Source organism: Cedecea sp. B1(4) (assembly GCF_059414925.1).
Genome location: NZ_JCAHMZ010000004.1, coordinates 43,101 through 66,902, shown reverse-complemented (window position 1 = coordinate 66,902; position 23,802 = coordinate 43,101). Strand labels below are relative to the sequence as shown.

16 protein-coding genes are annotated in these 23,802 nt (G+C 56.3%); 4 read left to right on the top strand and 12 right to left on the bottom strand.

What is annotated here, in order from left to right; translation table 11 throughout:
• Positions 1-180: 180 nt before the first annotated feature.
• The 3 genes from ACR6JA_RS09935 to biuH are packed head-to-tail and all read left to right on the top strand — an operon-like array spanning position 181 to position 3,632.
• Positions 181-1,629 carry an amidase gene (locus ACR6JA_RS09935; RefSeq protein ID WP_494492655.1) on the top strand — a complete coding sequence of 483 codons (1,449 nt, stop codon included), beginning with the start codon at positions 181-183 and terminating at the stop codon, positions 1,627-1,629.
• On the top strand, positions 1,622-2,932 hold the full coding sequence (locus ACR6JA_RS09930; RefSeq protein ID WP_494492654.1) for a purine-cytosine permease family protein: 1,311 nt from the start codon (positions 1,622-1,624) through the stop codon (positions 2,930-2,932). The genes ACR6JA_RS09935 and ACR6JA_RS09930 overlap by 8 nt, the downstream gene beginning before the upstream one ends.
• Complete coding sequence (biuH, locus tag ACR6JA_RS09925) at positions 2,925-3,632, top strand: biuret amidohydrolase (protein ID WP_494492653.1); 708 nt, start codon at positions 2,925-2,927, stop codon at positions 3,630-3,632. The genes ACR6JA_RS09930 and biuH overlap by 8 nt, the downstream gene beginning before the upstream one ends.
• Before the next feature lie 52 nt (positions 3,633-3,684).
• Here biuH and der read toward each other — a convergent pair whose 3' ends face one another.
• The 10 genes from der to ACR6JA_RS09875 form a co-directional block, all read right to left on the bottom strand.
• On the bottom strand, positions 3,685-5,190 hold the full coding sequence (der, locus tag ACR6JA_RS09920) for a ribosome biogenesis GTPase Der (RefSeq protein WP_039305677.1): 1,506 nt from the start codon (positions 5,188-5,190) through the stop codon (positions 3,685-3,687).
• A gap of 123 nt (positions 5,191-5,313) precedes the next feature.
• Positions 5,314-6,495: an outer membrane protein assembly factor BamB gene (gene bamB, locus ACR6JA_RS09915; protein ID WP_166871687.1), complete on the bottom strand. Its 1,182-nt coding sequence runs from the start codon at positions 6,493-6,495 to the stop codon at positions 5,314-5,316.
• A gap of 10 nt (positions 6,496-6,505) precedes the next feature.
• A complete protein-coding gene (locus ACR6JA_RS09910) occupies positions 6,506-7,126 on the bottom strand; it encodes a YfgM family protein (RefSeq protein WP_494492652.1) in 621 nt (206 codons plus the stop codon).
• A 35-nt stretch (positions 7,127-7,161) separates the two neighbouring features.
• The gene (hisS, locus tag ACR6JA_RS09905; RefSeq protein ID WP_008459407.1) at positions 7,162-8,436 is read right to left on the bottom strand and encodes a histidine--tRNA ligase; all 1,275 of its coding nucleotides are present in this window, start codon (positions 8,434-8,436) and stop codon (positions 7,162-7,164) included.
• Positions 8,437-8,551: 115 nt separating this feature from the next.
• Positions 8,552-9,673 (bottom strand): flavodoxin-dependent (E)-4-hydroxy-3-methylbut-2-enyl-diphosphate synthase, encoded by a 1,122-nt coding sequence (gene ispG, locus ACR6JA_RS09900; RefSeq protein ID WP_494492651.1) that lies wholly within the window; start codon positions 9,671-9,673, stop codon positions 8,552-8,554.
• A gap of 38 nt (positions 9,674-9,711) precedes the next feature.
• Positions 9,712-10,707 (bottom strand): cytoskeleton protein RodZ, encoded by a 996-nt coding sequence (gene rodZ / locus ACR6JA_RS09895; RefSeq protein ID WP_213715555.1) that lies wholly within the window; start codon positions 10,705-10,707, stop codon positions 9,712-9,714.
• Positions 10,708-11,129: 422 nt separating this feature from the next.
• Positions 11,130-12,293, bottom strand: coding sequence for a dual-specificity RNA methyltransferase RlmN (rlmN, locus tag ACR6JA_RS09890; protein ID WP_008459410.1), 1,164 nt, complete (start codon positions 12,291-12,293; stop codon positions 11,130-11,132).
• Between the two features lie 178 nt (positions 12,294-12,471).
• On the bottom strand, positions 12,472-12,903 hold the full coding sequence (gene ndk / locus ACR6JA_RS09885; protein ID WP_039296136.1) for a nucleoside-diphosphate kinase: 432 nt from the start codon (positions 12,901-12,903) through the stop codon (positions 12,472-12,474).
• Positions 12,904-13,072: 169 nt separating this feature from the next.
• Positions 13,073-15,400 carry a peptidoglycan glycosyltransferase PbpC gene (gene pbpC, locus ACR6JA_RS09880; protein WP_494492650.1) on the bottom strand — a complete coding sequence of 776 codons (2,328 nt, stop codon included), beginning with the start codon at positions 15,398-15,400 and terminating at the stop codon, positions 13,073-13,075.
• An 11-nt stretch (positions 15,401-15,411) separates the two neighbouring features.
• Positions 15,412-20,379, bottom strand: coding sequence for an alpha-2-macroglobulin family protein (locus tag ACR6JA_RS09875; protein WP_494492649.1), 4,968 nt, complete (start codon positions 20,377-20,379; stop codon positions 15,412-15,414).
• A gap of 239 nt (positions 20,380-20,618) precedes the next feature.
• Here ACR6JA_RS09875 and sseA point away from each other — a divergent pair, with 239 nt between their 5' ends.
• On the top strand, positions 20,619-21,467 hold the full coding sequence (gene sseA, locus ACR6JA_RS09870; RefSeq protein ID WP_494492648.1) for a 3-mercaptopyruvate sulfurtransferase: 849 nt from the start codon (positions 20,619-20,621) through the stop codon (positions 21,465-21,467).
• Positions 21,468-21,517: 50 nt separating this feature from the next.
• Here the strand turns inward: sseA and sseB are convergent, their stop codons facing one another.
• Entirely contained in the window at positions 21,518-22,294 is a 777-nt protein-coding gene (gene sseB / locus ACR6JA_RS09865) for an enhanced serine sensitivity protein SseB (protein ID WP_494492647.1), read from the bottom strand.
• 211 nt (positions 22,295-22,505) lie between these two features.
• Positions 22,506-23,792: an aminopeptidase PepB gene (gene pepB, locus ACR6JA_RS09860; protein WP_213715549.1), complete on the bottom strand. Its 1,287-nt coding sequence runs from the start codon at positions 23,790-23,792 to the stop codon at positions 22,506-22,508.
• Positions 23,793-23,802 lie beyond the last annotated feature (10 nt).

The following is a 23,802-nucleotide window of genomic DNA, read 5'->3' as shown; positions in this document are numbered from 1 at the left end:
AAAGGCAGGCAATTTTAGCGCATTCATGCACCGTTTTTGCCCAGAGTCCGTCTGCGTGGCCTCGCGCTTGTATCCTGCCTGGTATCCCAGATAGCGCCGTAGCTGAACCTTCAATTTTTTGAAGTCATTGGCACAATAATTGAATTATCCCTGTTATGCGTTTTAACGGGGAGGATTTTCATGTTTGATGAGCTGTTAGATAAAGATGCCACTGCACTTGCGGCACTCATTCGCGGCGGCGAGGTTTCAGCCCGGGAAGTCACTCAGGCGGCTATTGATCGCCAGCGGGCGCGAGAGCCCTTGATTCAGGCATTTTGTACCCCGACGCCGGAACTTGCCCTGGCTCAGGCGGACGCCGTCGATGCTAAGCGCGCCAGCGGGCAACCCTTAGGCGCGCTGGCGGGCGTTCCTCTGGCGGTGAAAGATCTGATTTGTACCGCCGGGGTGAAAACCACCTCAGGCTCTGTCGCCTATCAGGACTTTGTGCCAGAGGAAGACGATATCGCCGTGGAGCGTCTGCTGGCAGCAGGTGCCATCCTGCTGGGTAAAACCACCGCGCCCGAATTTGGCTACAGCGGCGTCGGGCACAATCCCCTGTTTCCCTCGCCGCGCAACCCCTGGGATCTTAGCAAAACGCCGGGCGGCTCCAGCGCAGGTTCCGGTGCAGCGCTCGCCGCCCGGATGTGCCCTATTGCGCTGGGCAGCGACGGCGGGGGTTCGGTACGCATTCCGGCCGCCCACTGTGGCGTCTATGGCCTGAAAGCGTCGATGGGACGCGTGCCGCTTTGGCCCGGCTGCCGCGACGACCGCTATCCGGGCGTCTCCAGCTGGGAGTCGTTAGAGCACATTGGCCCCATGACGCGCACCGTGCGGGATGCCGCCTTGATGATGTCGCTGCTGGCAGGCCCGGACATGCGCGACCGCCACTCAATTCCCTGCTCTGACGTTGACTGGCTGGGCTCGGTAGAAAAGCCCTTGAGCGGCCTGCGTATCGCCTTTAGCGCCGATTTTGGCTATGTCGCCGTGGACAGTGAGGTTCGCCGGGTCACGACGGAAGCAGCGCGTCGTTTTGCACGTGAGCTGGGCGCAGAGCTGGAGGAAGTTGACCCCGGCATTGCCGATGAGGCTGCTACCTTCGCCGCCCTTGTCGCCTTTGAAAGCGACCTGACCGGCATGCGTAAAATGCAGGCCAAACTCGGGCCGCGAATGTCGCCTCATCTCAGCGCCATGCTACAGCGCGAGTGGCGGGCAGAAACCTTCACCGACGCCAACACGCAGCGTAAAAAAATCTGCAATCAGCTTTGGCGCTTTATGCAGCGCTATGACCTGCTGCTGTCGCCCACGCTTGCCGTGCCGCCGTTTCCACTGAATATGCAGGGGCCGGAGATCATAGACGGGCGCATGGTCAGAAGCGACCACTGGCTCTCGTTCTGTTTCCCCTTCAACTTTACCGGCCAGCCGGCCGCTTCGGTGCCCGCAGGCTTTACCTCCGACGGTCTACCCGTCGGACTGCAAATCGTGGGTCGTCATCTGGATGATGGCCTGGTGATCGCGGCAAGCGCCGCTTTCGAGCGCATTCAACCATGGAATCACATCAGCCCTGCTTCACCCGGAGTTGTCCATGAATAAGAAATCATCCCCTGCCCTGGAGCAGGAATTTGAGCACGAGCCCGTACCGCTAAGCCACCGTCACTCCACGGGCTCCGTCTCGGCGGTGTGGTTTGGCTTCCCAATGATCCTCACCAATGCGCTGTTTGGCGGCATCATTACCTGGTCGCTGGGCTTCTGGCCTGCAATTATCGCCATTCTGCTGGGTAACCTGGTGCTGTTTGCCTATGTGGGTTCCCTCAGCTGGTTTGCCGGGCAAACGGGGATGAATTTCGCCCTGCAGGCCAAACGCACCTTCGGTACCAAAGGCTACATTTTGGTTTCTGGCTTTCTTTCCACCGTGGTGATTGGCTGGTATGCCTTTCAGACCGGCCTGACCGGCACGGTGATTAATCAGACCTTCGGCTGGAACGCGCTGGCAGTGACGGCATTCGCCATCGTGCTCTACACCGGAGTCACCTTCCTGGGCGTGCGGGCTCTGTCGATTCTCGGCATGGTTGCGGCCCCGCTGTTTGTGGTGCTGGGCCTGGTGGCGCTGTGGCTGATTAGTCAGCAGCATGATTTTAGCGCCGTCCTGCAATGGCACGGCAGCCCTGCCGCCGTGGGCACCATGAGCATGGGCACTGCCGTCACCATGGTGGTGGCGGGCTTTGCTGATTCCGGCACCATGACCGCAGACTTCACCCGCTGGTCAAAAAACGGGAAATCTGCCGTGATAGCCGCTTTCTCGGCCTTCCCCGTCGCCAACGTCATTTCTTATCTTTTTGGCGTGGTTATCGTGGCGGTCGGCGCGGCCGTTGACCCGGCAAGCAACGGCGGAAACTTTCTGCCGATTCTGATGGGGCACGGAGAATTACTGTCGGCCATCGCCTGCCTGTTTGTGTTTATTAATCTCGGCTCCGTGTGTACTCACTGCCTTTACAACGGGGCCGTTGGCTACAGCCATCTGTTCCACAGCAAAATGCGGCTCTGGACGCTTATTCTTGGCGTGGCGGGTGGCGTATTAGCGTTAGCGGGCGTGTGGTCTTATTTCCTGGAATGGCTGAGCCTGCTTGGTATTGTCGTGCCGCCGTTTGGCGCGGTGATGATCGTTGATTTGATTTTTATGGCCAAAATTAGCCAAAGCCGTAAAACAAGCCGTATGCGCGGCAGTGCCTTTGCGGCCTGGGCTATCGGCAGCCTGTGCGCCGTTATCGCCCACCTGCTGTTCCCGCAGTTTGGCGAAGCAGTCATTGGCCTGGTGACAGCGGCCATCAGTTACACCCTGATAATGAAAGTCAAAAGCGAAGCTCCAGCAAGCATCATGGAGGGAAAAAATGCCTGATTACACTCTAAATTCAACGCCCTACACCTGGCCCTTTGATGGACACTATAGCGCCAGCGACACCGCGCTGATCGTTATCGATATGCAGACCGATTTCTGCGGTAAAGGAGGCTATGTCGACAGCATGGGTTATGACATTGCGCTGACACGAGCGCCAATAAAACCGCTCCAGCGCGTTTTGGCCCGGATGCGGGAGCTTGGCTTTCCGATTATTCATACCCGCGAGGGGCATCGCCCGGACTTAAGCGACCTGCCAGCGAATAAGCGCTGGCGTTCAAAACGCATGAATGCCGAGATCGGTGCCGACGGTCCCTGCGGCCGCATCCTGGTCCGCGGGGAACCGGGCTGGGAAATCATTCCGGAACTGGCGCCGCTTGCGGGAGAAGTGATTATTGATAAGCCGGGCAAAGGATCGTTTTATGCTACCGATTTAGAGTTGATCCTGCGCAGCCGGGGGATCCGCAATCTGATTCTGAGCGGTATTACGACGGATGTTTGCGTGCATACCACGCTGCGTGAAGCCAACGACCGCGGTTTTGAATGCTTGGTCCTGACCGACTGCTGTGCGGCCACGGAAGTAAAACATCACGAAGCGGCACTGAGCATGATTCATATGCAGGGCGGAATTTTTGGGGCAGTGGCGAGTTCAGAGGTATTGCTGGAAGGATTAAGTCATCGTACGCCAGTGATGGCGGTGTGATCTTTAAGCCGGTGCGCTCACGCTTATGACACGTGGGCGCACCCGTTATCGCTTACTTGCTTTTCTTGATGTGCTTGATCAGACGCTTACGCTTACGCATCTGGTTCGGCGTCAGGGTGTTACGTTTCCCGGCGAACGGGTTCTCCCCTTCCTTAAACTGAATGCGGATTGGCGTCCCCATCACGTCCAGCGATTTGCGGAAGTAGTTCATCAGGTAACGCTTGTAGGAATCCGGCAGGTCTTTTACCTGGTTGCCGTGAATCACTACGATTGGCGGGTTATAGCCGCCAGCGTGCGCGTATTTAAGCTTAACGCGACGACCACGCACCAACGGTGGCTGATGATCTTCTGCCGCCATGTTCATGATGCGGGTCAGCAGCGCGGTGCTTACGCGACGCGTGGAGCTGTCGTAGGCTTCACGCACGGATTCGAACAGGTTACCTACGCCGCTGCCGTGCAGAGCGGAGATGAAGTGCACACGGGCGAAGTCGATAAAGCCCAGACGGTAGTCCAGCGTCTCTTTTACCTGCTCGCGAACTTCGTTGCTCAGACCATCCCATTTGTTGACCACGATAACCAGTGAGCGCCCACTATTCAGGATGAAGCCCAGCAGCGAGAGATCCTGGTCGGAAATGCCTTCGCGGGCATCAATAACCAGCAGCACAACGTTCGCATCTTCGATCGCTTGCAGGGTTTTGATTACCGAGAATTTTTCTACCGTGTCAGTAATTTTCCCACGCTTACGCACTCCCGCAGTATCAATCAGCACGAATTCACGCTCGTCGCGCTCCATCGGGATGTAGATGCTGTCGCGGGTGGTGCCCGGCATGTCATAAACGACAACGCGTTCTTCGCCGAGGATACGGTTAGTTAGCGTGGACTTACCTACGTTAGGACGGCCAACGATAGCGAGCTTGATCGGCAGATCCTGAGGATTGAAGGCTTCTTCTTCCTCTTCTTCCTCAAACTCTTCGTCATCGGACACAATGCCGTTTTTGGCGTTAAACGCGGCCCAGTAGGCTTCGTCTTCGTCCATCTCTTCCGGCTGTTCGCGCGGGTCGATATCGTCCATCCACGGCACCAGAACGTGTTCCAGCAGGCTGGTCACGCCGCGGCCATGGGAAGCCGCAATCGGGTGGATTTCGCCGAGGCCCAGAGAGTAGAAGTCAATCACCGCCTGGTCCGGGTCAAGACCGTCGGTCTTGTTCGCTACCAGGAAAGTTGGCTTCTGGCGGGAGCGCAGGTGCTGAGCGATGGCTTCATCGGCAGGCATCAGGCCCGCACGTGCATCCACCATGAACAGCACAACATCCGCCTCTTCAATCGCCAGCAGCGACTGCTCGGCCATGCGCGTTTCCACACCGTCTTCCGTGCCATCGATACCGCCGGTATCAATACAGATAAACTCGCGGCCTTCGACTTCCGCACGACCGTACTTGCGATCGCGAGTCAGCCCCGGAAAATCCGCAACCAGCGCATCGCGGGTACGCGTTAAGCGGTTAAACAGGGTCGATTTACCGACGTTAGGGCGCCCAACAAGCGCGACCACAGGTACCATTATAAAAGCCTCATTACTCAAAATTTATTAATAAAACAGCGTCAATTTTCGGCTGTTTTTAAAAAGCCAAAACGGCTCCCGAACTACGGGAACCGTTTCAAACGTGACGATTATCCGACAAGTTTAGCGTTTGATGGCGTACAGCGTGCCGTCTTTTGCCTGGATAAGCAGTTTGTCGCTGGCAACCACTGGCGTCGTCTGGAAGCCGGAGCTGTCCACTTTCTGCTGGGCAACAAAGCGCCCATCATCGTTGTTGATCCAGTGCATGTAGCCTTCGCTGTCGCCAACGACCAGGTAGCCATTGTACAGCACTGGCGCGGTCAGGTTTCGGTGCAGCAGATCGCTTTGCGTCCACAGCGTTACGCCGCCATCTACGTTCAGAGCCACAACGCGGTCATTCTGATCCACCAGGTAAATGCGGTTCCCGTCCACGATGAAGTCGTTCACCGAGCCCATCTCACGTTTCCACATGATCTGGCCGGAACGCAGATCCAGCGCCGTCAGGTTGCCGTTGTAAGCCAGAGCATAAACCACGCCATTCACGATAACCGGCGTGGTATCCACGTCGCTCAGACGGTCAATTTCTGTCGCGCCAGTCGCCTGGGAGATACGCTGCTGCCAGATAAGCTGGCCCTGCTGCATCAGCACGGCGCTCACGCGGCCGTTATCTCCGCCGACAATAGCGGCACCAAAGGCGGTAGCCGGAGCCGATTCACCGCGCAGGGACAGCGCAGGCATATCGAGGTTAACGCTCCATTTTACCGCGCCGTCTGCTTCGTTCAGCGCCTGCAGCATGCCGTTGCTGGTATGAATCAGCACCACGCCGTCGCTCACAACCGGGCGAGACAGCGCTTCACCAGCCACTTTTGCCTGCCAGGCGATGCTGCCGTCGGAGGTGTTCAGGGCGAAGACTTTCGCTTTTTCGGTGCCGACATAAACGTGGCCGCCGTCAACGGTCAGGCCGCCAGACAGCAGAGCAGGAATATTGCTGGAGAAGAAGCCGGTTTTTTCAGAGAGATCAACCTTCCACTCTTCTTTGCCGTCGTCCGCATTCAGCGCTTTCACGGTACCGCGACGATCAGCAGCATAGATGGTGCTGCCCTGCCACGCCGGATGCAGGTTAGAGTAGAAATCACCGATTCCATCACCCACGGACGTGCTCCACGCTTTTGCCGGAGTGAACTGATTTTCCACCGTTGGCAGCGGGGACATTTTAACCACATCCTCTTCGCCGCTGAACAGGGAGCAGCCGCTGAGCAGCGTCAAGGAGAGCAGCCCAGGCACAAATAGTTTACGCAATTGCATCGGGTCCCTCTTAGCTGGACAAATTATTGATTTTCATCTGCATCATTTCACGCAGGGCCGGAGAAGCATTGGTCTGTGAACCTTTGCTCCACGCATCACGAGCGCCCTGCTTATCCCCTTTACTGAGCAGCGCTTCGCCGCGCAGGTCGGCAACCATCGCTACCCAGCCTTCGCCTTTTACGCTATCCAGGGTTTTCAGCGCGGCATCAGCCTGTTTCTGCTGAATCTGAACGCGAGCCAGACGCAGATTGATCAGCGCCTGCATGTTCGCATCTTTGGTGCTGCTAAGGCCGTTCTGCAGCTGCGTTGCCGCTTTATCCATCTCGTTTTTATCCACGAACTGCTGCGCCAGCTCTAACGCCGCCAGCGCGCCGTAGGTGTTTTTGTTGTCAGCGGCAAATTTCTCGACCGCTTCCAGCGTTTGCGGCTGGTCTGCTTTCACCGCGCTGGTCACATTCTGGTAAGCCAGGGAGGCTTCACGCATGGAGTCGTCCTGGTGGCCGTTCCAGTAACGCCAGCCCACCAGAGCGCCGATACCCAGCACAACCCCGACTACCAGCGCTTTGCCGTTTTCCGCAAAGAAGCGCTTAACCGCTTCCATCTGATCGTTTTCGTTCTCGTAAACTTCCACGCAGTCCTTCTCCTTAACGAATAATCACCGGGTAATTAACCCAGTAACGCCTGCAGATGGGCGGCAGCGTCGGCTTGCGCGACGTTTTGTTGCTCACCTGTGCGTAAATCCTTAACCACGACTTCGCCTTTAGCGACTTCATCTTCGCCCAGCACCAGTGCAACGCGAGCGCCCCACTTGTCGGCACGAACGAACTGCTTCTTGAAGTTACCGCCGCCATAGTTAGTCATCAATTTCAGGGCCGGCACCTGGTCACGTAGCTTTTCAGCCAGCAGCATTGCCGCGCCCTGCGTTCCCTGACCTGAAGATATCAGGTACATATCGACAACGGATTCTGCTTTAAATTCAGGATTAATCGCCTGAACCAGTAAAACAAGGCGTTCGAGGCCCATGGCAAAGCCAACCGCTGGCGCCGCGCGCCCGCCAAGCTGCTCCACCAGACCATCGTAGCGGCCACCGGCACACACGGTACCCTGAGAGCCCAGGCTATTGGTCACCCACTCAAACACGGTGCGGTTGTAGTAATCCAGGCCGCGAACCAAACGCTGGTTAACGGTGTAAGCAATGCCTGCCGCATCCAGGAACTGGCACAGACCAGCGAAATGCTCGCGGGACTCTTCATCCAGGTAATCGCCCAGCTGAGGCGCGTCGTTCAACAGAGCCTGAACGTCCTGATTTTTGGAGTCCAGCACGCGCAGCGGGTTGCTGTACATGCGGCGTTTGCAGTCTTCGTCCAGCTTCTCTTTATGCTGTTCCAGGAAAGCAACAAGCGCATCACGGTAGTTAGCGCGCGCTTCCAGAGAACCGATGGAGTTCAGCTCCAGGCTGACGTGCTGGTCAATACCCAGCGCGCGCCACCAGCGAGCAGTCAGCATGATAAGCTCGGCGTCGATATCCGGACCGTTCAGGCCAAACACTTCCACACCCAGCTGATTAAACTGGCGATAACGCCCTTTCTGAGGACGTTCGTGGCGGAACATCGGCCCGATGTACCACAAACGCTGTTCCTGATTGTACAGAAGACCATGTTCGATACCGGCACGCACGCAGCCCGCGGTGCCCTCAGGACGCAGGGTCAGGCTGTCGCCGTTGCGATCCTCAAAGGTATACATCTCTTTTTCAACCACGTCGGTGACTTCACCGATAGCGCGTTTGAATAACGGGGTCTGCTCTACAATCGGCAAACGGATTTCGCTGTAACCGTAGCTCGCGAGCACCTGCTTAAGAATGCCTTCAATACGCTGCCAGATGGCGGTTTCGCCCGGCAGGTAATCGTTCATGCCGCGAATGGCTTGAATATTTTTTGCCACGTTTGTTCTCTGCTTTATATACAAAAAATGAACCCGAAATCAGGCCACTTACTCAGGTAAACGGCCGTGCGGGCTCAATCATACACGGGAAGCCCTGTGCTTCCCATGCTTCGCATTATTTTTCCAGCTGTTGGATATCAATACGCTGTTTTTCATCCAGCATGCTGGCTTTGGCACGAATACGCGCTTCAAGCTGCGCAATCATGTCGTAGTTGTCCATACGATCTCGCTGGCGGACGCCATCTTCGTAGAAACCACTTTTTTTATTGCCGCCGGTCACCCCAAGCGTGGAAACCAGCGCTTCACCCGGGCCATTCACCACGCAGCCGATAATGGAAACGTCCATCGGGGTGATAATGTCTTCCAGGCGCTGCTCCAGGGCGTTTACCGTCCCGATAACGTCAAACTCCTGACGTGAGCAAGTTGGACAGGCGATAAAGTTGATCCCACGGGAGCGAATGCGCAACGACTTAAGGATGTCGAAGCCCACTTTGATCTCTTCCACCGGATCTGCCGCCAGGGAAATGCGCAGCGTGTCACCGATCCCTTCAGAGAGCAGCAGCCCGAGGCCGATAGCGGATTTGACAGAACCTGCGCGCGCGCCGCCCGCTTCGGTGATCCCGAGATGCAGCGGCTGATCGATCTGTTTTGCCAGCAGGCGATAAGACTCAACGGCCAGGAATACGTCTGACGCTTTTACGCTCACCTTAAACTGATCGAAGTTGAGACGATCCAGATGATCGACGTGGCGCATGGCGGATTCGAGCAGCGCCTGAGGTGTCGGCTCGCCGTATTTTTCCTGCAGATCTTTTTCCAGAGAACCGGCATTCACGCCGATACGGATAGGAATATTTTTATCGCGTGCGCAGTCAACCACCGTGCGAATACGCTCTTCGTTGCCGATGTTGCCGGGGTTAATACGCAGGCAATCAACGCCGTACTCTGCGACTTTAAGCGCGATACGGTAATCGAAGTGGATATCGGCGACCAGCGGGACGCTGACCTGCTGCTTGATAAGCTTAAACGCCTCTGCGGCGTCCATTGTCGGCACGGATACGCGAACGATGTCGGCACCCACGCGTTCTAATGCTTTGATTTGATTAACCGTGGCTTCCACATCGGTGGTGCGCGTATTGGTCATCGACTGAACGGCGATAGGGGCACCATCGCCGATTGGCACATTACCGACGTAGATCCGCTTGGATTTGCGACGTTGGATGGGTGCGGCATTATGCATGGTAAATCTCCACAATTACGCGTCTGAACTGGCGCTGATTATTCAGCACCGACAGTGAGACGTGCAACCTGGTTAGTTCTGATAAAGCGACTCAGGTCCACAGGTTTGCCCTGATATTGAACCTGTACTGCTGACGGTGCGCCAATTTTCAGTTTATAAGGCGCTTTACCCGCTAAATCGAGCTTCGCATCTTTGCGCTGCAGGCCGCTAAACAGCTTTTTGCCGCTGGCGTCAGTCACTTCCAGCCAGCAGTCAGCTGTGAAGTGCATAGACAGCCCCTGAGAGGCGTCCGTAGTCTGATTCACGCCAGCCTGGTCGGTTGGCAGTTGGCCTGCGGTTGGCGCTGGCGTTGTCTGAGCGTTATCAACAGGTGCCTGGCTTGGCGCCACAACGGCAGATTGCTGAGCCGCATCTGCAGCAGCGGTTTGCTGAGCTGGTGCAGAAGAAGAAGCGGTGTTCTCCACTGGCGTAGGCAGTTCAACAGGTTGCGCAGGTGTTGATGTAGTAGATGTTGCATCGGCAGGCGTATCACTGCCGGTGTTCAGCGGCACAGACTGGCCGCCGCTGGTTGAAAGTTCGGTGGAAGATTGATCGGCCATGGTCGACAGCTCTTCCTGCTGCGCTTTGTGATTTTGCCACCACCATGCGCCGGTCAGGCCAATCACCACGAACAGAATCAGCCAGGTAAAGCTCATCAGCCAGCCGTCGCGCTTTTTACGACGCTTACCAAGAGAGAAGCTTTGCATCGGCTCAACTTTGGCTGCCTTAATCGGTGCCTGTTTCGCCATCATCGGCAACAGCTCTTCTTCAGGAATACGAACCAGTCGCGCATAAGAGCGGATATAGCCACGCAGGAAAGTAGACGCCAGCTCGGCAGGCGCCTTGTCGTCTTCGATATCCCTGACGGTGGAAACTTTCAGGCACAGGCGTTCAGCCACAGCCTGCTGGCTGAGCCCCATTTGCTCACGTGCATTACGTAAACGCTGGCCTGTGGTTTGTGCTGCATTTGATTCGTTAGTGGCTTCAGTATTCATTAGCTACAACTGCTGGTACTGTTCAAATTAAAGAATTTGGCACAAGTCCTGTACCGCAGCGTCTCCGCTACGTCAGATTGACTCGCACCGCGAAACAAATCTGATACCTGAAGGCTACCCCTCAGTAAAAATACCCGATTCCCGCCATGCTGTTAGCGCTAGCTGGCATTTTAACGGGCTACCGGACTCGCCGGTTAGTTAACCATAGTCAGCCTTTGGCAGGCTGTCCGTTAACTTTACGAAATGGGCACAACTAAACTGTTGTTGCGACGCTACATACTGCCTTAAAGCCGCCAGAAACGCACCGTAATTATTATGCTGAATGATGTATTAGGCCACGTTATTGACTGTTCATGCACTTTTGCCCGTTTTTTATACTGCGCCGGGCGCCCTCGCCCAGCGCGGCAAATCGCCATCTACAATCAAACAGCCTTTACGGCAATAGGTTCACCCTGCATACGTTTACGCATAGTGCGTTTGGTACGGTCGATCACTTCCCCGGCCAACTGACCACATGCCGCGTCGATATCGTCACCGCGTGTCTTGCGAACAATGGTGGTGAAACCATAGCTCATCAGCACTTTAGAGAAACGATCGATACGGCTGTTGGAGCTGCGGCCGTATGGTGCGCCCGGGAACGGGTTCCATGGAATCAGGTTGATTTTGCACGGCGTATCTTTCAGGCATTCAGCCAGCTGATGCGCATGTTCGGTACCATCATTGACGTGATCCAGCAGAACGTATTCCACCGTGACGCGGCCCTGGTTGGCGTTGGATTTCTCCAGGTAACGACGAACTGCCGCCAGGAAGGTTTCGATGTTGTACTTCTTGTTGATCGGCATGATTTCATCACGAATATCATCGGTCGGCGCGTGCAGCGAAATTGCCAGCGCGACATCAATCATATCCCCGAGCTTATCCAGTGCGGGTACCACACCAGAGGTAGAAAGCGTGACGCGGCGTTTGGACAGACCAAAGCCAAAGTCGTCGAGCATGATTTCCATTGCCGGAACAACGTTGTTCAGGTTCAGCAGAGGTTCGCCCATGCCCATCATCACCACGTTGGTGATAGGACGCACGCCGGTTTTCTTCTGCGCACCGATAATCTTCGCCGCGCGCCAGACCTGACCAATAATTTCAGACACACGCAGGTTACGGTTAAAGCCCTGCTGCGCGGTTGAGCAGAATTTACATTCCAGCGCACAGCCAACCTGAGAAGAAACACACAGCGTGGCGCGGTCTTCCTCCGGGATATACACCGTTTCCACCAGCTGGTCGGCAATTTTGATTGCCCACTTGATGGTACCGTCGGCAGAACGTTGCTCTTCAGCAACTTCAGGTGCACGAATCTCGGCGATCTCTTTCAGCTTATTGCGCAGGACCTTGTTGATGTCCGTCATTTCATCGAAATCATCACTGCAGTAGTGATACATCCACTTCATGACCTGATCTGCACGGAAAGGTTTTTCACCCAGCTCGGCGAAAAACTCGCGCAGCTGCTGGCGGTTGAGATCGAGCAGGTTAATTTTTTCGGCTTTATTGGAAACAACAACAGGTGTTGCTTCAGGCGTGTTCATTTCAGACATAATGTTTTCCGGCCTCGTTGTTACACGTTATGGCCCCTGGAGGGTTAGAAAAAGAAACGCCCCGGTGAGCAGGCTCTTCCGGGGGCGTTGCATTGTACAAATTCTATGGCATAGATGCCACGACTGAAAGCGAACAACTAAGATATTAAGTGTAAATTCGCTTACAGATTTAGAAATATCAACGTGTGCGTGGGCACACTTCGCCTTCGCCGAAGAAGTAGGCGATTTCACGGGCTGCGGATTCTACGGAGTCAGAACCGTGGGTGCCGTTTTCGGTGAAGCTGTCTGCGTAGTCTGCACGCAGAGTACCCGCCAGTGCGTTAGCCGGGTTAGTTGCGCCCAGCAGGTCACGGTGACGCTGTACTGCGTTTTCGCTTTCCAGCACGGAAACAACGATTGGGCCAGAAGTCATGAACTCAACCAGACCGTCGAAGAACGGCTTACCGTCGTGCTCGGCGTAGAAACCACGAGCCTGCTCAACGGTCAGGTGCAGCATTTTTGCGCCAACGATTTTAAACCCTGCAGATTCAAAACGAGCATAAATGTTACCAATAACGTTTTTTGCCACCGCGTTTGGTTTGATGATGGAAAAAGTACGTTCAATAGCCATGATTACCTCTGTAGATGTTCTGTGTGTCCGGGGAAACCCGGTTATGAAATTGGCGCAGATTATAAAGAGCAAGTTTGTCGTTGCCTATGGATGGAGATAACATTTTTTTAAAATAAGATTAGTTTTGGCAACACTATTGCTGCAGCGGATGAAATTTCACGTTTTGTCGTCACTGCAGGGTAAAGGTCGCGCTGGCAACCTGCCCGGACTCATCCATCACCACGACCTGATAGTCGCTCGGTTTATTGAGCATTAAGGCCAGCCCGTCGCCTTTGCTCTCTTCGCTTTCTCCGTTAATGAACCACCACCGCTGGCCCTGCCCGCCCTGGCTGGAAAACCGTAGCGGGAGCTGCATCTGCCCCGGTAAGCGTTTCAAAATAGTGCCGTCACGCACGCCGAGCAGCAGCAGCGGCGTTGCACTCTCTTTCTGTAGCGGTGGGCAACTGGCTGAAACGGCTGGCAAACGAGCAGCACGGCGTTCAGTCGGGGGTAGCCAGGGTTCAAGGGGCAATGGCCAGAGAGCCACTGCCTGTTGAATAGCCCCAGGACAATCGGCGGCCACTCGCTTACCCTGCGCATCCACCCAAATAAGCTGGCGCGTTCCCTGAACGCCCTCTTGCCCCGGAGCCAGCAGCGTGGGCGGCTGAGCATCGTCCAGAAGCCATGTTGCCAGCCGTCGACGACAGTTCACATCCCCGGCTGGCAATGCCTGGCCGCCAGGCCAGCAGATCTCTGCGGCAGTAACGGAAGTGGGCCGGGGATCGGTCGGCAAATGGAGCTGCTGCACGCGCGAATTAGCCTGCAGCAAATTATTCACCTGATTAAGCAGCGGTACGGCACTCCCTAACCCAAACTGCCCCGCCACCGGCGTGCTATCAGGCCTGCCGGTCCAGATGCCAATCAGATAGCGCGAGTTAATGCCTATGGCCCAGGCATCACGATACCCGTAACTGGTCCCGGTTTTCCACGCCAGAGGCACGACGGGAGGTAAAGAAGCATCCGGCTGAGGCTGGGCTTCTCCGGCAAGAATACGGCGAATCACCCACGCAGCTCCCGGCGACATCAGAGGGCGCTCTTGCAGGGCATCACTTTCCAAAATCCGCAACTGAGCGGCCTTGCCATGACGGGCAAACGCGCTGTAGGCTGCCACTATCTGGTCCAGCCTGGCGCCACCGCCCCCAAGAATAAGCGACAGGTTGGGCTCACTGCCCTGAGGGAAGCGAAGATTAAGCCCCACATTGCCCATCTGCCCGGCAAAACGCTTCGGCCCGTAGGCCTCAAGCACCTGAACAGCAGGTAAATTCAGCGAACGCACCAAAGCATCACTCATGCTTACCGGCCCGTGAAAACCGGTGTCGAAATTCCCAGGGCGATAATCGCCGAACCGACGCGGGACGTCCTGCAACAACGACGCCGGATGAATCAGCCCGTCATCCATTGCCATGCCGTAAACAAAAGGCTTTAACACGGACCCCGGCGAGCGAATCGCGGTGACCATATCGACATGCCCAAATCGGCTATCGTCGTTAATATCCGCCGATCCCACCCACCCGCGAACCTGCATTGTGGTGTGATCAACCACCAGCATGGCCAGAGAGGATCGAGGCGGCAGGCGTGATTTCCAGTTCAGCGCCAGCTCTTCCAGTTGGCGCTGTAAAGGAGCATTTATCGTGGTCGCAATCAACGTTGACTTGCTTTTCGATACCAGTGCCCGCGACAGCAGCGGAGCCAGCTGCGGCATCTGTCGCGGTGCCAGCCAAACAGGCTCCTGCAAAGCCTCATCAACCTGCTTTTGCGACCACACGCCCTGTTCCGCCATACGGCGTAAAACCTTATCCCGCGCCTGTTGCGCTCGTTCAGGCCAGCGATCGGGCCGCAGGCGGCTGGGAGCCTGAGGTAGCACGGCAAGCAAGGCCGCTTCTGAATAACTTAGCTGTTCAGGCGCTTTTCCAAGGTAGGCCCAGCTTGCCGCGCCGATCCCCTGTAGAGTGCCGCCAAAGGGGGCACGATTAAGGTAGAGCGTCAGGATCTCCGTTTTGGAAAGATGCCACTCGAGCTGAAAGGCCCGCCAGACCTGACGTATTTTGCCGCCGAGTGTACGAGGATGGGGATCCAATAAACGGGCAACCTGCATTGTCAGCGTACTGCCACCAGAGATTACTTCCCCATTGAGCAGATCCTGCCAGGCCGCACGCAAGATAGAGAACGGATTGACGCCAGGATGATCCCAAAACCAGCGATCCTCATAGCCGATTAGCGCTTCCAGGTAGCGGGGAGACACCTGGTTTTGTACGACGGGATAACGCCAGATCCCTTCGGCATCCGCAAAACGCCAAAGCGGCGTGCCGTCTGCCGCCACCACCACCCGGGCCGGATTGACCTCTTGCAGCGGCAACGGCCAAAGCTTATCCGCCAGCCAGATAAAAGTGGCAACCAGCAGTGGGACTATCAGCCAGAGATAGCCCCGCCGCCAGCGTAGCCTTGATCCGTTAAGCACCGACGTTCTGCTTACGGCACAACGGTCAACGTGCCGATACTGCTACCGGTTGCCCGCCACTGCGGAACGTACATGGATTCCACCTGCGGTACGGGCACGGTGTAGCTTCCCGGCGTAACGGCTCGGGCCAGGTAAATAAGAGTCGCATGCTGGCCTTCATTAAGCGGCAATGCGGCCACAAAGCGGTCATCCCTGAACTCCACATGCTGAATGTCCTGCTGCTGCATTTGGTTCAGCAGAGTCTGTACTTCACTCGCGCTGTCCCCCAGGCTGGCGCTGCTTTTAGCCAGATTCTGGTTTTCCAGCTCCAGCCCGGCCGGCAGTAAATCGACGACCAGAGCATCAGGCACGTTCTTGTCTGCCCAAACATCCAGCCAGACCATAACCAGCTCACCGCTTTTCAGTGAAGAAAGCGGCCGGGTGTTGCCTTTCGCATCAAGGAAGTGGCGTTCAATATGCAGCACATTGCTGTAGGGAGCCGGTGCCTGCTGCGGATATCCCGCGCTGTCGAGGCGTAAATAGAGGCTGCTCATCCCGGTGTTGGTCACCTGAAGGCCAGAAAGCTGCTGCGCGCTCAAATTACGCGTTACCGACTGACTGGATGCCAGTGGCTGTGCACCAAGCGATGTTTGCGCCTGCCAGTCGCCTTTCACGTTTTGCAGACCGTGACCGGCAATAAACAACGCATTGGTTTCCTGAGTGGATAACCAACCCTGGCTCCAGGCCATATCAGACAGCTCAAGCAGTAGCTGGTTTTGGGTGTCGGGTAGCAGCTTATTCTCTTCCAGCAGGCTCAGCATCATCGCTTTATCCCGCAGTTCGCTGCCGTAATCCGCCATCCAGATCTGTTTATCACTGCGCTGAGTTTTCAGCCCCAAAGCAATCGCTTGTTGGCTACGAGGTTCATCCCCCATGAGCTTCAGGGCCACGCCCAACTGCACGAGGGGCAGCCCGGCACGAGCCTGCTCGCGGCGTTGCCAAAGCTCTCGCAATGCCCCAAGGGGCGCTTTTTGCTGGCGAGCCAGCACCAGCCCGGCATAGGTCTGTACCGCAAAGCGGCTGGCCGGAGCGTCATCACTGTAGCGTAAGGCAATCAAACCCGGATCCTGCAGATAGCGCAGCAGGCGCTGATTGGCCTTGCTGAGTGCATCCGCATTGACGCTGTAACCCTGTTCGCCAGCTCGCACCAGGAAGTCGGTCACGTAGGCCGTCAGCCAGTATTCTTCCGGCCCTGCTTTATCCCACAGCCCAAAAGCGCCATTGTCACTTTGCATCTCAAGCAGGCGGGCAATCCCTACATCAATGGCGTTCCGGCGCTGCTGGTCGGTAATACCTTTGATACCCAGCGCATTAAGTTCAGCTTCATTGGTGTACAGAGACGGGAACAGGCCGCTGGTCGTTTGCTCAAGGCAGCCATACGGATAGGCTTTTAGCTCACGAATGTAACGCGCCAGGTTCAGTGGCGGACGCCCGCTCAGCAGCAACTGCCCTTCCAGGGTTGATTCAGCAATGCCGGACAGATGCTTAGGCGGAAGCGTCCATGTCTCTCCCGGTTTAACCACGGCACCGCTGTTCACCGTCTGCGCAGGGAATGCAGGACGAACGCCGATTTTCCACTGTTTGATTGGGTCAGCCAGCGCTTCACCCGGCAGTGCGAGGCCGTTAATCACGGCTTTGATTTCACCGTCACCGAAACCTTCCAGCGCACGTACGGGAATGAACAGCGTGCCGCGAGCACCAGGCGCCAGCTTCACGTCCATCGTCGACGCGCCATTGAGCGCTAACAGCCCCTGAGCGCTGAGTACCACGCTAAGCTGCTGGGGCCTGTCCGTCAGGTTAGTGAGATCCAGCGCGAAGCGGCTGGTATCGCCACTCGCCATAAATCTCGGCGCTGCCAGTTCGCTCACCAGCGGCGCGGCAACTGTGACTTTTTCTTCGGTATTACCAAAGCGATCGTCGGTCCAGGCCTGCGCCATAACCCGCAACTCGCCGTTGAAATCACCAATCGGCAGCGTTACCGTTCCTTCGCCGTTTTCATCCAGCGCAACCGGTTGGGCTTGCTGAGCGATGATAGTGACATGATTCACCGGCTTTTTACCGCCGCGACTTAGCTCATCGCCTTCATCGCCGTCACCGCCGAAGCGCAAAGCAGCCAGTCGCCCTTCTCCTTCAATCACCTGACCGTAAATGTCATAGATATCTGCCCCATAGCGCTTGCGTCCAAAGAAGGCGTCCCACGGATCCGGCGTTTTGTAATCGGTGATATTAAGCACGCCGCTGTCCACGGCGGACAGCAGCACGTTAATCTGCTTCGGCACTTCGCCATTTTTCACGCTGGCCTTCACCTTCACGGTCAGGTTTTGGTTAGGCCGCATTTTAGCTGGATTTTGCAACGTCAGATCGAGACGGCGGCTCTCGTCTCCTAGCGGCAGATGAAGGATCCCAACCGCACGCTTAGGCGTGGCGGAACGCGCCTTGTCTCCGGGGCGAATAACAACGGTGCTTAAGTAAAGATCGTGCCGCTGCCAGCTCTTATCCACCGGAATGGCAAGATCCATGCCGCCTGCCGGAACATCGATTTCTTTCCACCACAGTGGGCCGTCACTGGATTCCACCAGCGCATAACCTTTACCTGCGGCAGGCGCGGCAATATGCAGATTGATGGTATCGCCAGCTTTGTAAGACGGTTTATCTATTTTTAACGTCACTCTGTCCGGGCGCACTACCCCCGTGCCATCGCTGTTATCCTGCCAGCTGTAACCGGCCCAGAAGCGCAGGCTACTGACAAGGTTGCTCTCTGGATCTCGAACTTCCAGACGGTACGAGCCCCACTCTACCGGGAAGGCAACTTTGCCCGTTTCTCCGGCAGCCAGCGTCAACGTCTGCTCGGCTTCCACCAGATCTTTTTGATCGTACTGAGACCGCCAGCCTTCACTTTCTTCCCAGCTCCAGTAGTAGTCCCGACGCTCACGAATCAGGCGCACGTCCAGATCGCTTACCGCCAGCTTTTCCCCCCGCGAATCGGCATACACAATGTCGAAACCTGCGCTGCTGTCTTCATCGACGATGGGCTGAGTGCGGGTAGTGTCGGTCCGGTAGTCATAAACCTCTTTGCTGGCAAATTGAGGGCGGATCCCAGGCATTGCCTGAGCTGGCCAGATAGCCTGCTCAACGCGGCGTGTCACCGGGCGACCGCCGGACTCCAGCAGGCTAGCCTGCAAAATAAGGCGCAGAGGAGAATGCACGTCCCCCCACTGGCTTTCCGCGCTGACGGTCGTGTGCCCTTGTTCATCCAGCGTTAGCTCAACGGCATCCAGGCTACGGGAAAGGTTTTGCTCATTGATATCTCCGAACTGGAACCCAGGCAGCTTTGCAACGGCATCACGTAAAGGGCGCAGGAATAACTGCCCCTGAAGGCTGTTACCCGCGGCTGGCGCACCGTAGAGATAGCGTCCGGTAACGTCGAAATTGACGGTATCTTCAGGCGCTATCGGCGCACTCTGCGCCGTGAGATTCAGCGCCATACGCTCCGGCATGAAGTCTTCAACTTTAAATGTCCAGATACGCGGCTGGTTATCCCCGGTGTTGACCCGCATTTGCCAGTTACCGGTTGCCGCGCTTTCACTCAGAGGATAGGTAAATTGATAAAGTCCGTTGGCAGACTGCCACACTTCTGTACGGGTAACCTGTCCGTCTGGTTTTACGACCTCAAGCTTCACCGGCTGCGGCGGGAGCGGTTTGCCATCCCCATCCCTGAGCAGGGCATTCACGATGACAGACTCTCCGGGACGATAGAGATCTCTTGGGCCAAACATGAAGAACTGTTTGCTGTAGCCTTGCTCACCGGCAATATCAAACTCCGCCAGATCCAGCGCCGGGCGGCTGAGATCGAGCAGCGTGGTTTGCTCACCATTGCGCGCCAGCAGCAGCGTGCCTTTGTTCAGCTTCTCAAGCGTGGCATGCCCGTCACTATCACTTTTCGTTTGCCCTACCGTTTGGCCTTTTTCGTTCAACAGCGCAATCTCCACACCCGACTGCGCGGCACCGTTCTCCAGGCTTTGAGTAAAGACGTCAATTCTGTCGTGGTAGCGATGCACCGAAACACCAACATCACTCAGCGTGAACAGGGTTGCAGCATTGCTGTAGGCGTAATGCCCGGCCTGGCTCATGATAGCGAGATAGACGCCGGGCTGCTGGAGAGGTTTGATATCACCCAGCGGCAGCATTAGCTTCTCACGGGTATTTCGCGCAGGATTTAGGTCAAAACGCCCGGTGTAAACCAAGTCAGCCAGCTTCAGCAGATTGTCAGATTCCCAGTTTGAAACCGAGTTACGGTACTGCCACTGGCTGACAAACGCGCTTAGGGAGCTGTCTTTAATGCGATAAAAGTTAACGTCAACGTTATCGACGTTAAGCGCCATCACCGGCAACCCCGCAATCACTTTAGTCGGCAGCAAGGAGCCCCGGCTGGCAAAGCCAACGCTCGGCTGAATATCACGCGTGGCAATTTGCTTTTCAAAGCCATCTTCGAACGTCGCTTTATTGAGCGCGAGCAGCCCGCTGTCTACGGTCACAATCAGCGTGCGTTTGGGCTCCAGATGCCGCAGACGAAGTTCTTTTAGGTCGCTGGAAAGCTCCCAGGCACCGTCCACTTTGCCGCTGGTTTTATCCACGAGATGGGCAACTTTATTGAAGTCCTGATTGGGATCGAGCGGAATCGAGAAGGTCAGCACTAACGTACTGGCACCGTCCAGCTGAACTTCAGAGGCATCGAGCAGCTTCAGCGGCTTCCCCGCAGACTGCTGAGCCAGTTTTTCCAGTTGAGCTGCATCCGGTTTAGTTTCAGCCTTACTGTTTTGTTCCGCTGCTGCAGAGGCGGTGGGCTGAACGGTTTGCTGATTGTTTTTATCGTCACAGCCGGAAAGCGCAAGCAGGCCGCAAACCAGTACGGCAAGGCTCGTCAAACGTAGTGCATTCATTCTTTCATCCCTGGCCAATAAGGGCCGCCAAACATTACGTAGAGCAAGTATTATGCGGATTAGCCAGAAAAGCGAAAGTCGGAATACTCTGCCTTGCGCGAGGCCTCGCAGGCGGCAGTAAATTTGCGGGAGTATTCATTAAGTTTTACGAAGTATCTCGCGGTGTCGGGCAAGGCCGCTTGCCGGGTTATAGAAAAACACCGACAATCCATTTTTCTTTGATGAACCGGAGGCTCATTGTGTCCACCTCTTTCTTCGTCGCGAGCGACTGGCTCGCAGAACATATTAACGATGACGATATCCAGATTTTAGATGCCCGCATGGCACCAGCAGGCCAGGAAGCACTTCGCGATATGCCTGCGGAGTACCGTGCCGGGCATCTGCCAGGTGCAGCCTATTTCGACATTGAAGCGCTCTCCGATCACACCAGCCCTCTTCCTCATATGATGCCACGTGCAGAAGCGTTTGCCGTTGCTATGCGCGAGCTTGGCGTTAGCAGTGACAAGCATCTGGTGGTTTACGACGAAGGCAACCTGTTCTCCGCGCCTCGCGCCTGGTGGATGCTGCGCACCTTCGGCGTCGAGAGAGTGTCAATTCTGGCCGGTGGGCTGGCGGAGTGGCAGCGTGAGGCATTGCCGCTGGAACAAGGGGGCGTGGATCTACCGGAAGGTGAGTTCGAAGTTAACTTCGACCCGCTGGTGATTAAGCGCCTGACGGACGTGCTGCTGGTCAGTCACGAAGGCACTGCACAGATTGTGGATGCCCGACCTGCTCCACGCTTTAACGCGTTGGCCGATGAGCCACGCCCGGGCCTGAAACGAGGCCATATTCCTGGGGCGCTTAACGTGCCGTGGGTGGACCTGGTAGAAAACGGTCAACTGAAGACTACGGACAAACTGAGCGAGATCTTTGAACGCCAGGGCGTGAACTTTGAGCGGCCAATTATTGCCAGCTGTGGTTCAGGCGTTACCGCCGCCGTTGTGGTGCTGGCGCTCACCACGCTGGGCGTGAACGGCGTGTCGCTTTACGATGGTTCGTGGAGTGAATGGGGTGCTCGCCCAGACCTGCCCGTTGAGCCTGCGCAATAAATACTAAAAGGGAGGCACTGCGCCTCCCTTAGAATATGTATAACCGGCCGTTAAATAATGCGGTTTTGCTTGAAGTCGCGCAGGAAGCTGCCCCAGCGGCGTTCATAGAACGGCGTGATGTGGGCAATCATAAAGTGGCTGATACCCTTCTCGCCTTCAACAACCTGGCAGATATCAACCGGCTCATCGCCCGGTAACGTATCGGTAGCCACGCTTCCGGCCTGGCGAATAATCGCCTCGATGCCGCCGTCTGCCTCAATGCCAATCAGCAGGTTTGGCTCTTCGTCCGCCTGCTCTTTGATAGAGCAGATAAACGCACGTTTGACCGTTTTCAGGTTTTTAAACAACGTGGTCAGAGAGTCAACCATCTGCGCTGGCGGTTCAGCGACTTCGGAAAGCAGCAGTGAAGTACCGCCCTCCAGCACTTCCTGCTGGCTCAGTGGATCGCTTTCCGCGCTGACCAGATGGCTGATTTCATTTGGCGTAAATTCTTTGCCTGTCGGCAGTTTGGCGTTGAGGAACAGTGCTTCACCCAGCGTCATTTCAAATAAAGTGCGCACGGGCATTACCACAAACGCCTGCTCGTGACTGACCGCTTCCTGCAAAGCTTCCAGGGAGGTGAAGAAAGGGATCACCGAAGTGCCGTCTTCTTTTTCCCAGTGCTGCAGTTCAACCGCGCTATCGGCGTCAATCGCTTCACCTTCTGCCGCATTGCCCGGCACCCAAACGGTGGATTCCAGCAGGGTACGGAAAAATGCCGGGCGATGCGCCGGCTCGGTTGCCGCCTGCTCAAGCAGGGTTTCTAATTCGTTTTTTGTTTCTGACATTGTTATTCCGGGATAAAGCTTAAGAGGTTTACCCTCACCCTAACCCTCTCCCTGAAAGGGAGAGGGAACAGTTCTGAGTATCTCTTCCTGAAAGGGAGAGGAGAACCACTCAAAGTGTCTCCCCTTCCAGAGAGAGATTGTCGGTGTTAACTTCCCTCGAACTTTTGTCTCCCTCTCCCCAATGGGGAGAGGGGCGGGGTGAGGGGCAATATTACTTCGCTAACAGCAGATTGGCGATCGCACGCACGCCGAGACCGGTCGCACCAGCAGACCACTGCTCAACGGCACCTTTACGGTAAGTCGCAGAACAGTCAACGTGCAGCCAGCCTTCGTGGTAGTTTTCTACAAAGTGAGACAGGAAACCTGCCGCCGTGCTCGCACCAGCAGGGTAAGAGGCGTTCGCGGTATTGTTCAGTTCGGCGAAGTTAGACGGCAGCTGGCTGCGGTGGAATTCAGCCAGCGGCAGGCGCCAGAACGGCTCGTTTTCTTCCGCCGCGCTTGCCAGCAGGCGGGCAGCCAGCTTGTCATCAAAACTGAACAGCGCATGGTAGTCATTACCCAGGGCCGTTTTTGCTGCCCCGGTCAGGGTCGCGCAGTCGATGATCAGCTCTGGCTTCTGTGCGGCAGCGTCAATCAGGCCATCAGCCAGCACCAGTCGCCCTTCGGCATCGGTATTCATCACTTCAACGGTTTTGCCGTTGCGGTAGGTGATGATGTCACCCAGCTTCATGGCGTTGCCGCTGATCATGTTATCCGCACAGCACAGGAACAGCTTAACGCGCTTGTTCAGGCCACGAGTGATGGCCAGAGCCAGTGCGCCAGTGATAGTCGCGGCACCACCCATATCGGATTTCATGGAATCCATAAACGCGGTCTGCTTAATGCTGTAGCCGCCGGAGTCAAAGGTAATGCCCTTCCCGACCAGGCTTGCATAAACCGGTGCATCCGGGTTGCCGGTTGGGTTGTAGTCCAGTGCCAGCAGCACAGGGGCGCGGTCTGAGCCACGGCCAACGGTGTGGATACCGGCATAGTTCTGCTCACGCAGGTCTTCACCCTTGGTGATGCGGTAAGAAACGTGGTCGCAGGCGACATCGCACAGCAGATCTACCGCGCGGGAAGCAAGCTGCTCAGGGCCAAGCTCTTCGGCCGGGGTGTTGATGGTATGGCGAACCCAGTCGATCACTTTCAGGCGGTTATCCAGCTCTTTCTGCTCGGTTTCGCTCAGCACCGCCCAGTCAATTTTGCGGGTGCCTTTTGGGGCACGATAGCCCTGCCAGAAAGCCCAGCTTTTCTCAACGTCCCAGCCTTCACCAGCCAGTTGGACGTGCTTCAGCCCCTGGCCGTCAATTTTGCGCGCCGCGCGCTGGATCAGACCGAGATCCTCTTTGCCGGTCAGGTGTAGGGTAATGCCGTCATTGTTAATGCTATACGTCGCCTTTTCGCCCCAGCGTGCGTCCGCTGGCTGCGTGGAAAGGGTGATTTTCATGGCTTCAGTCATTTTCCAATCC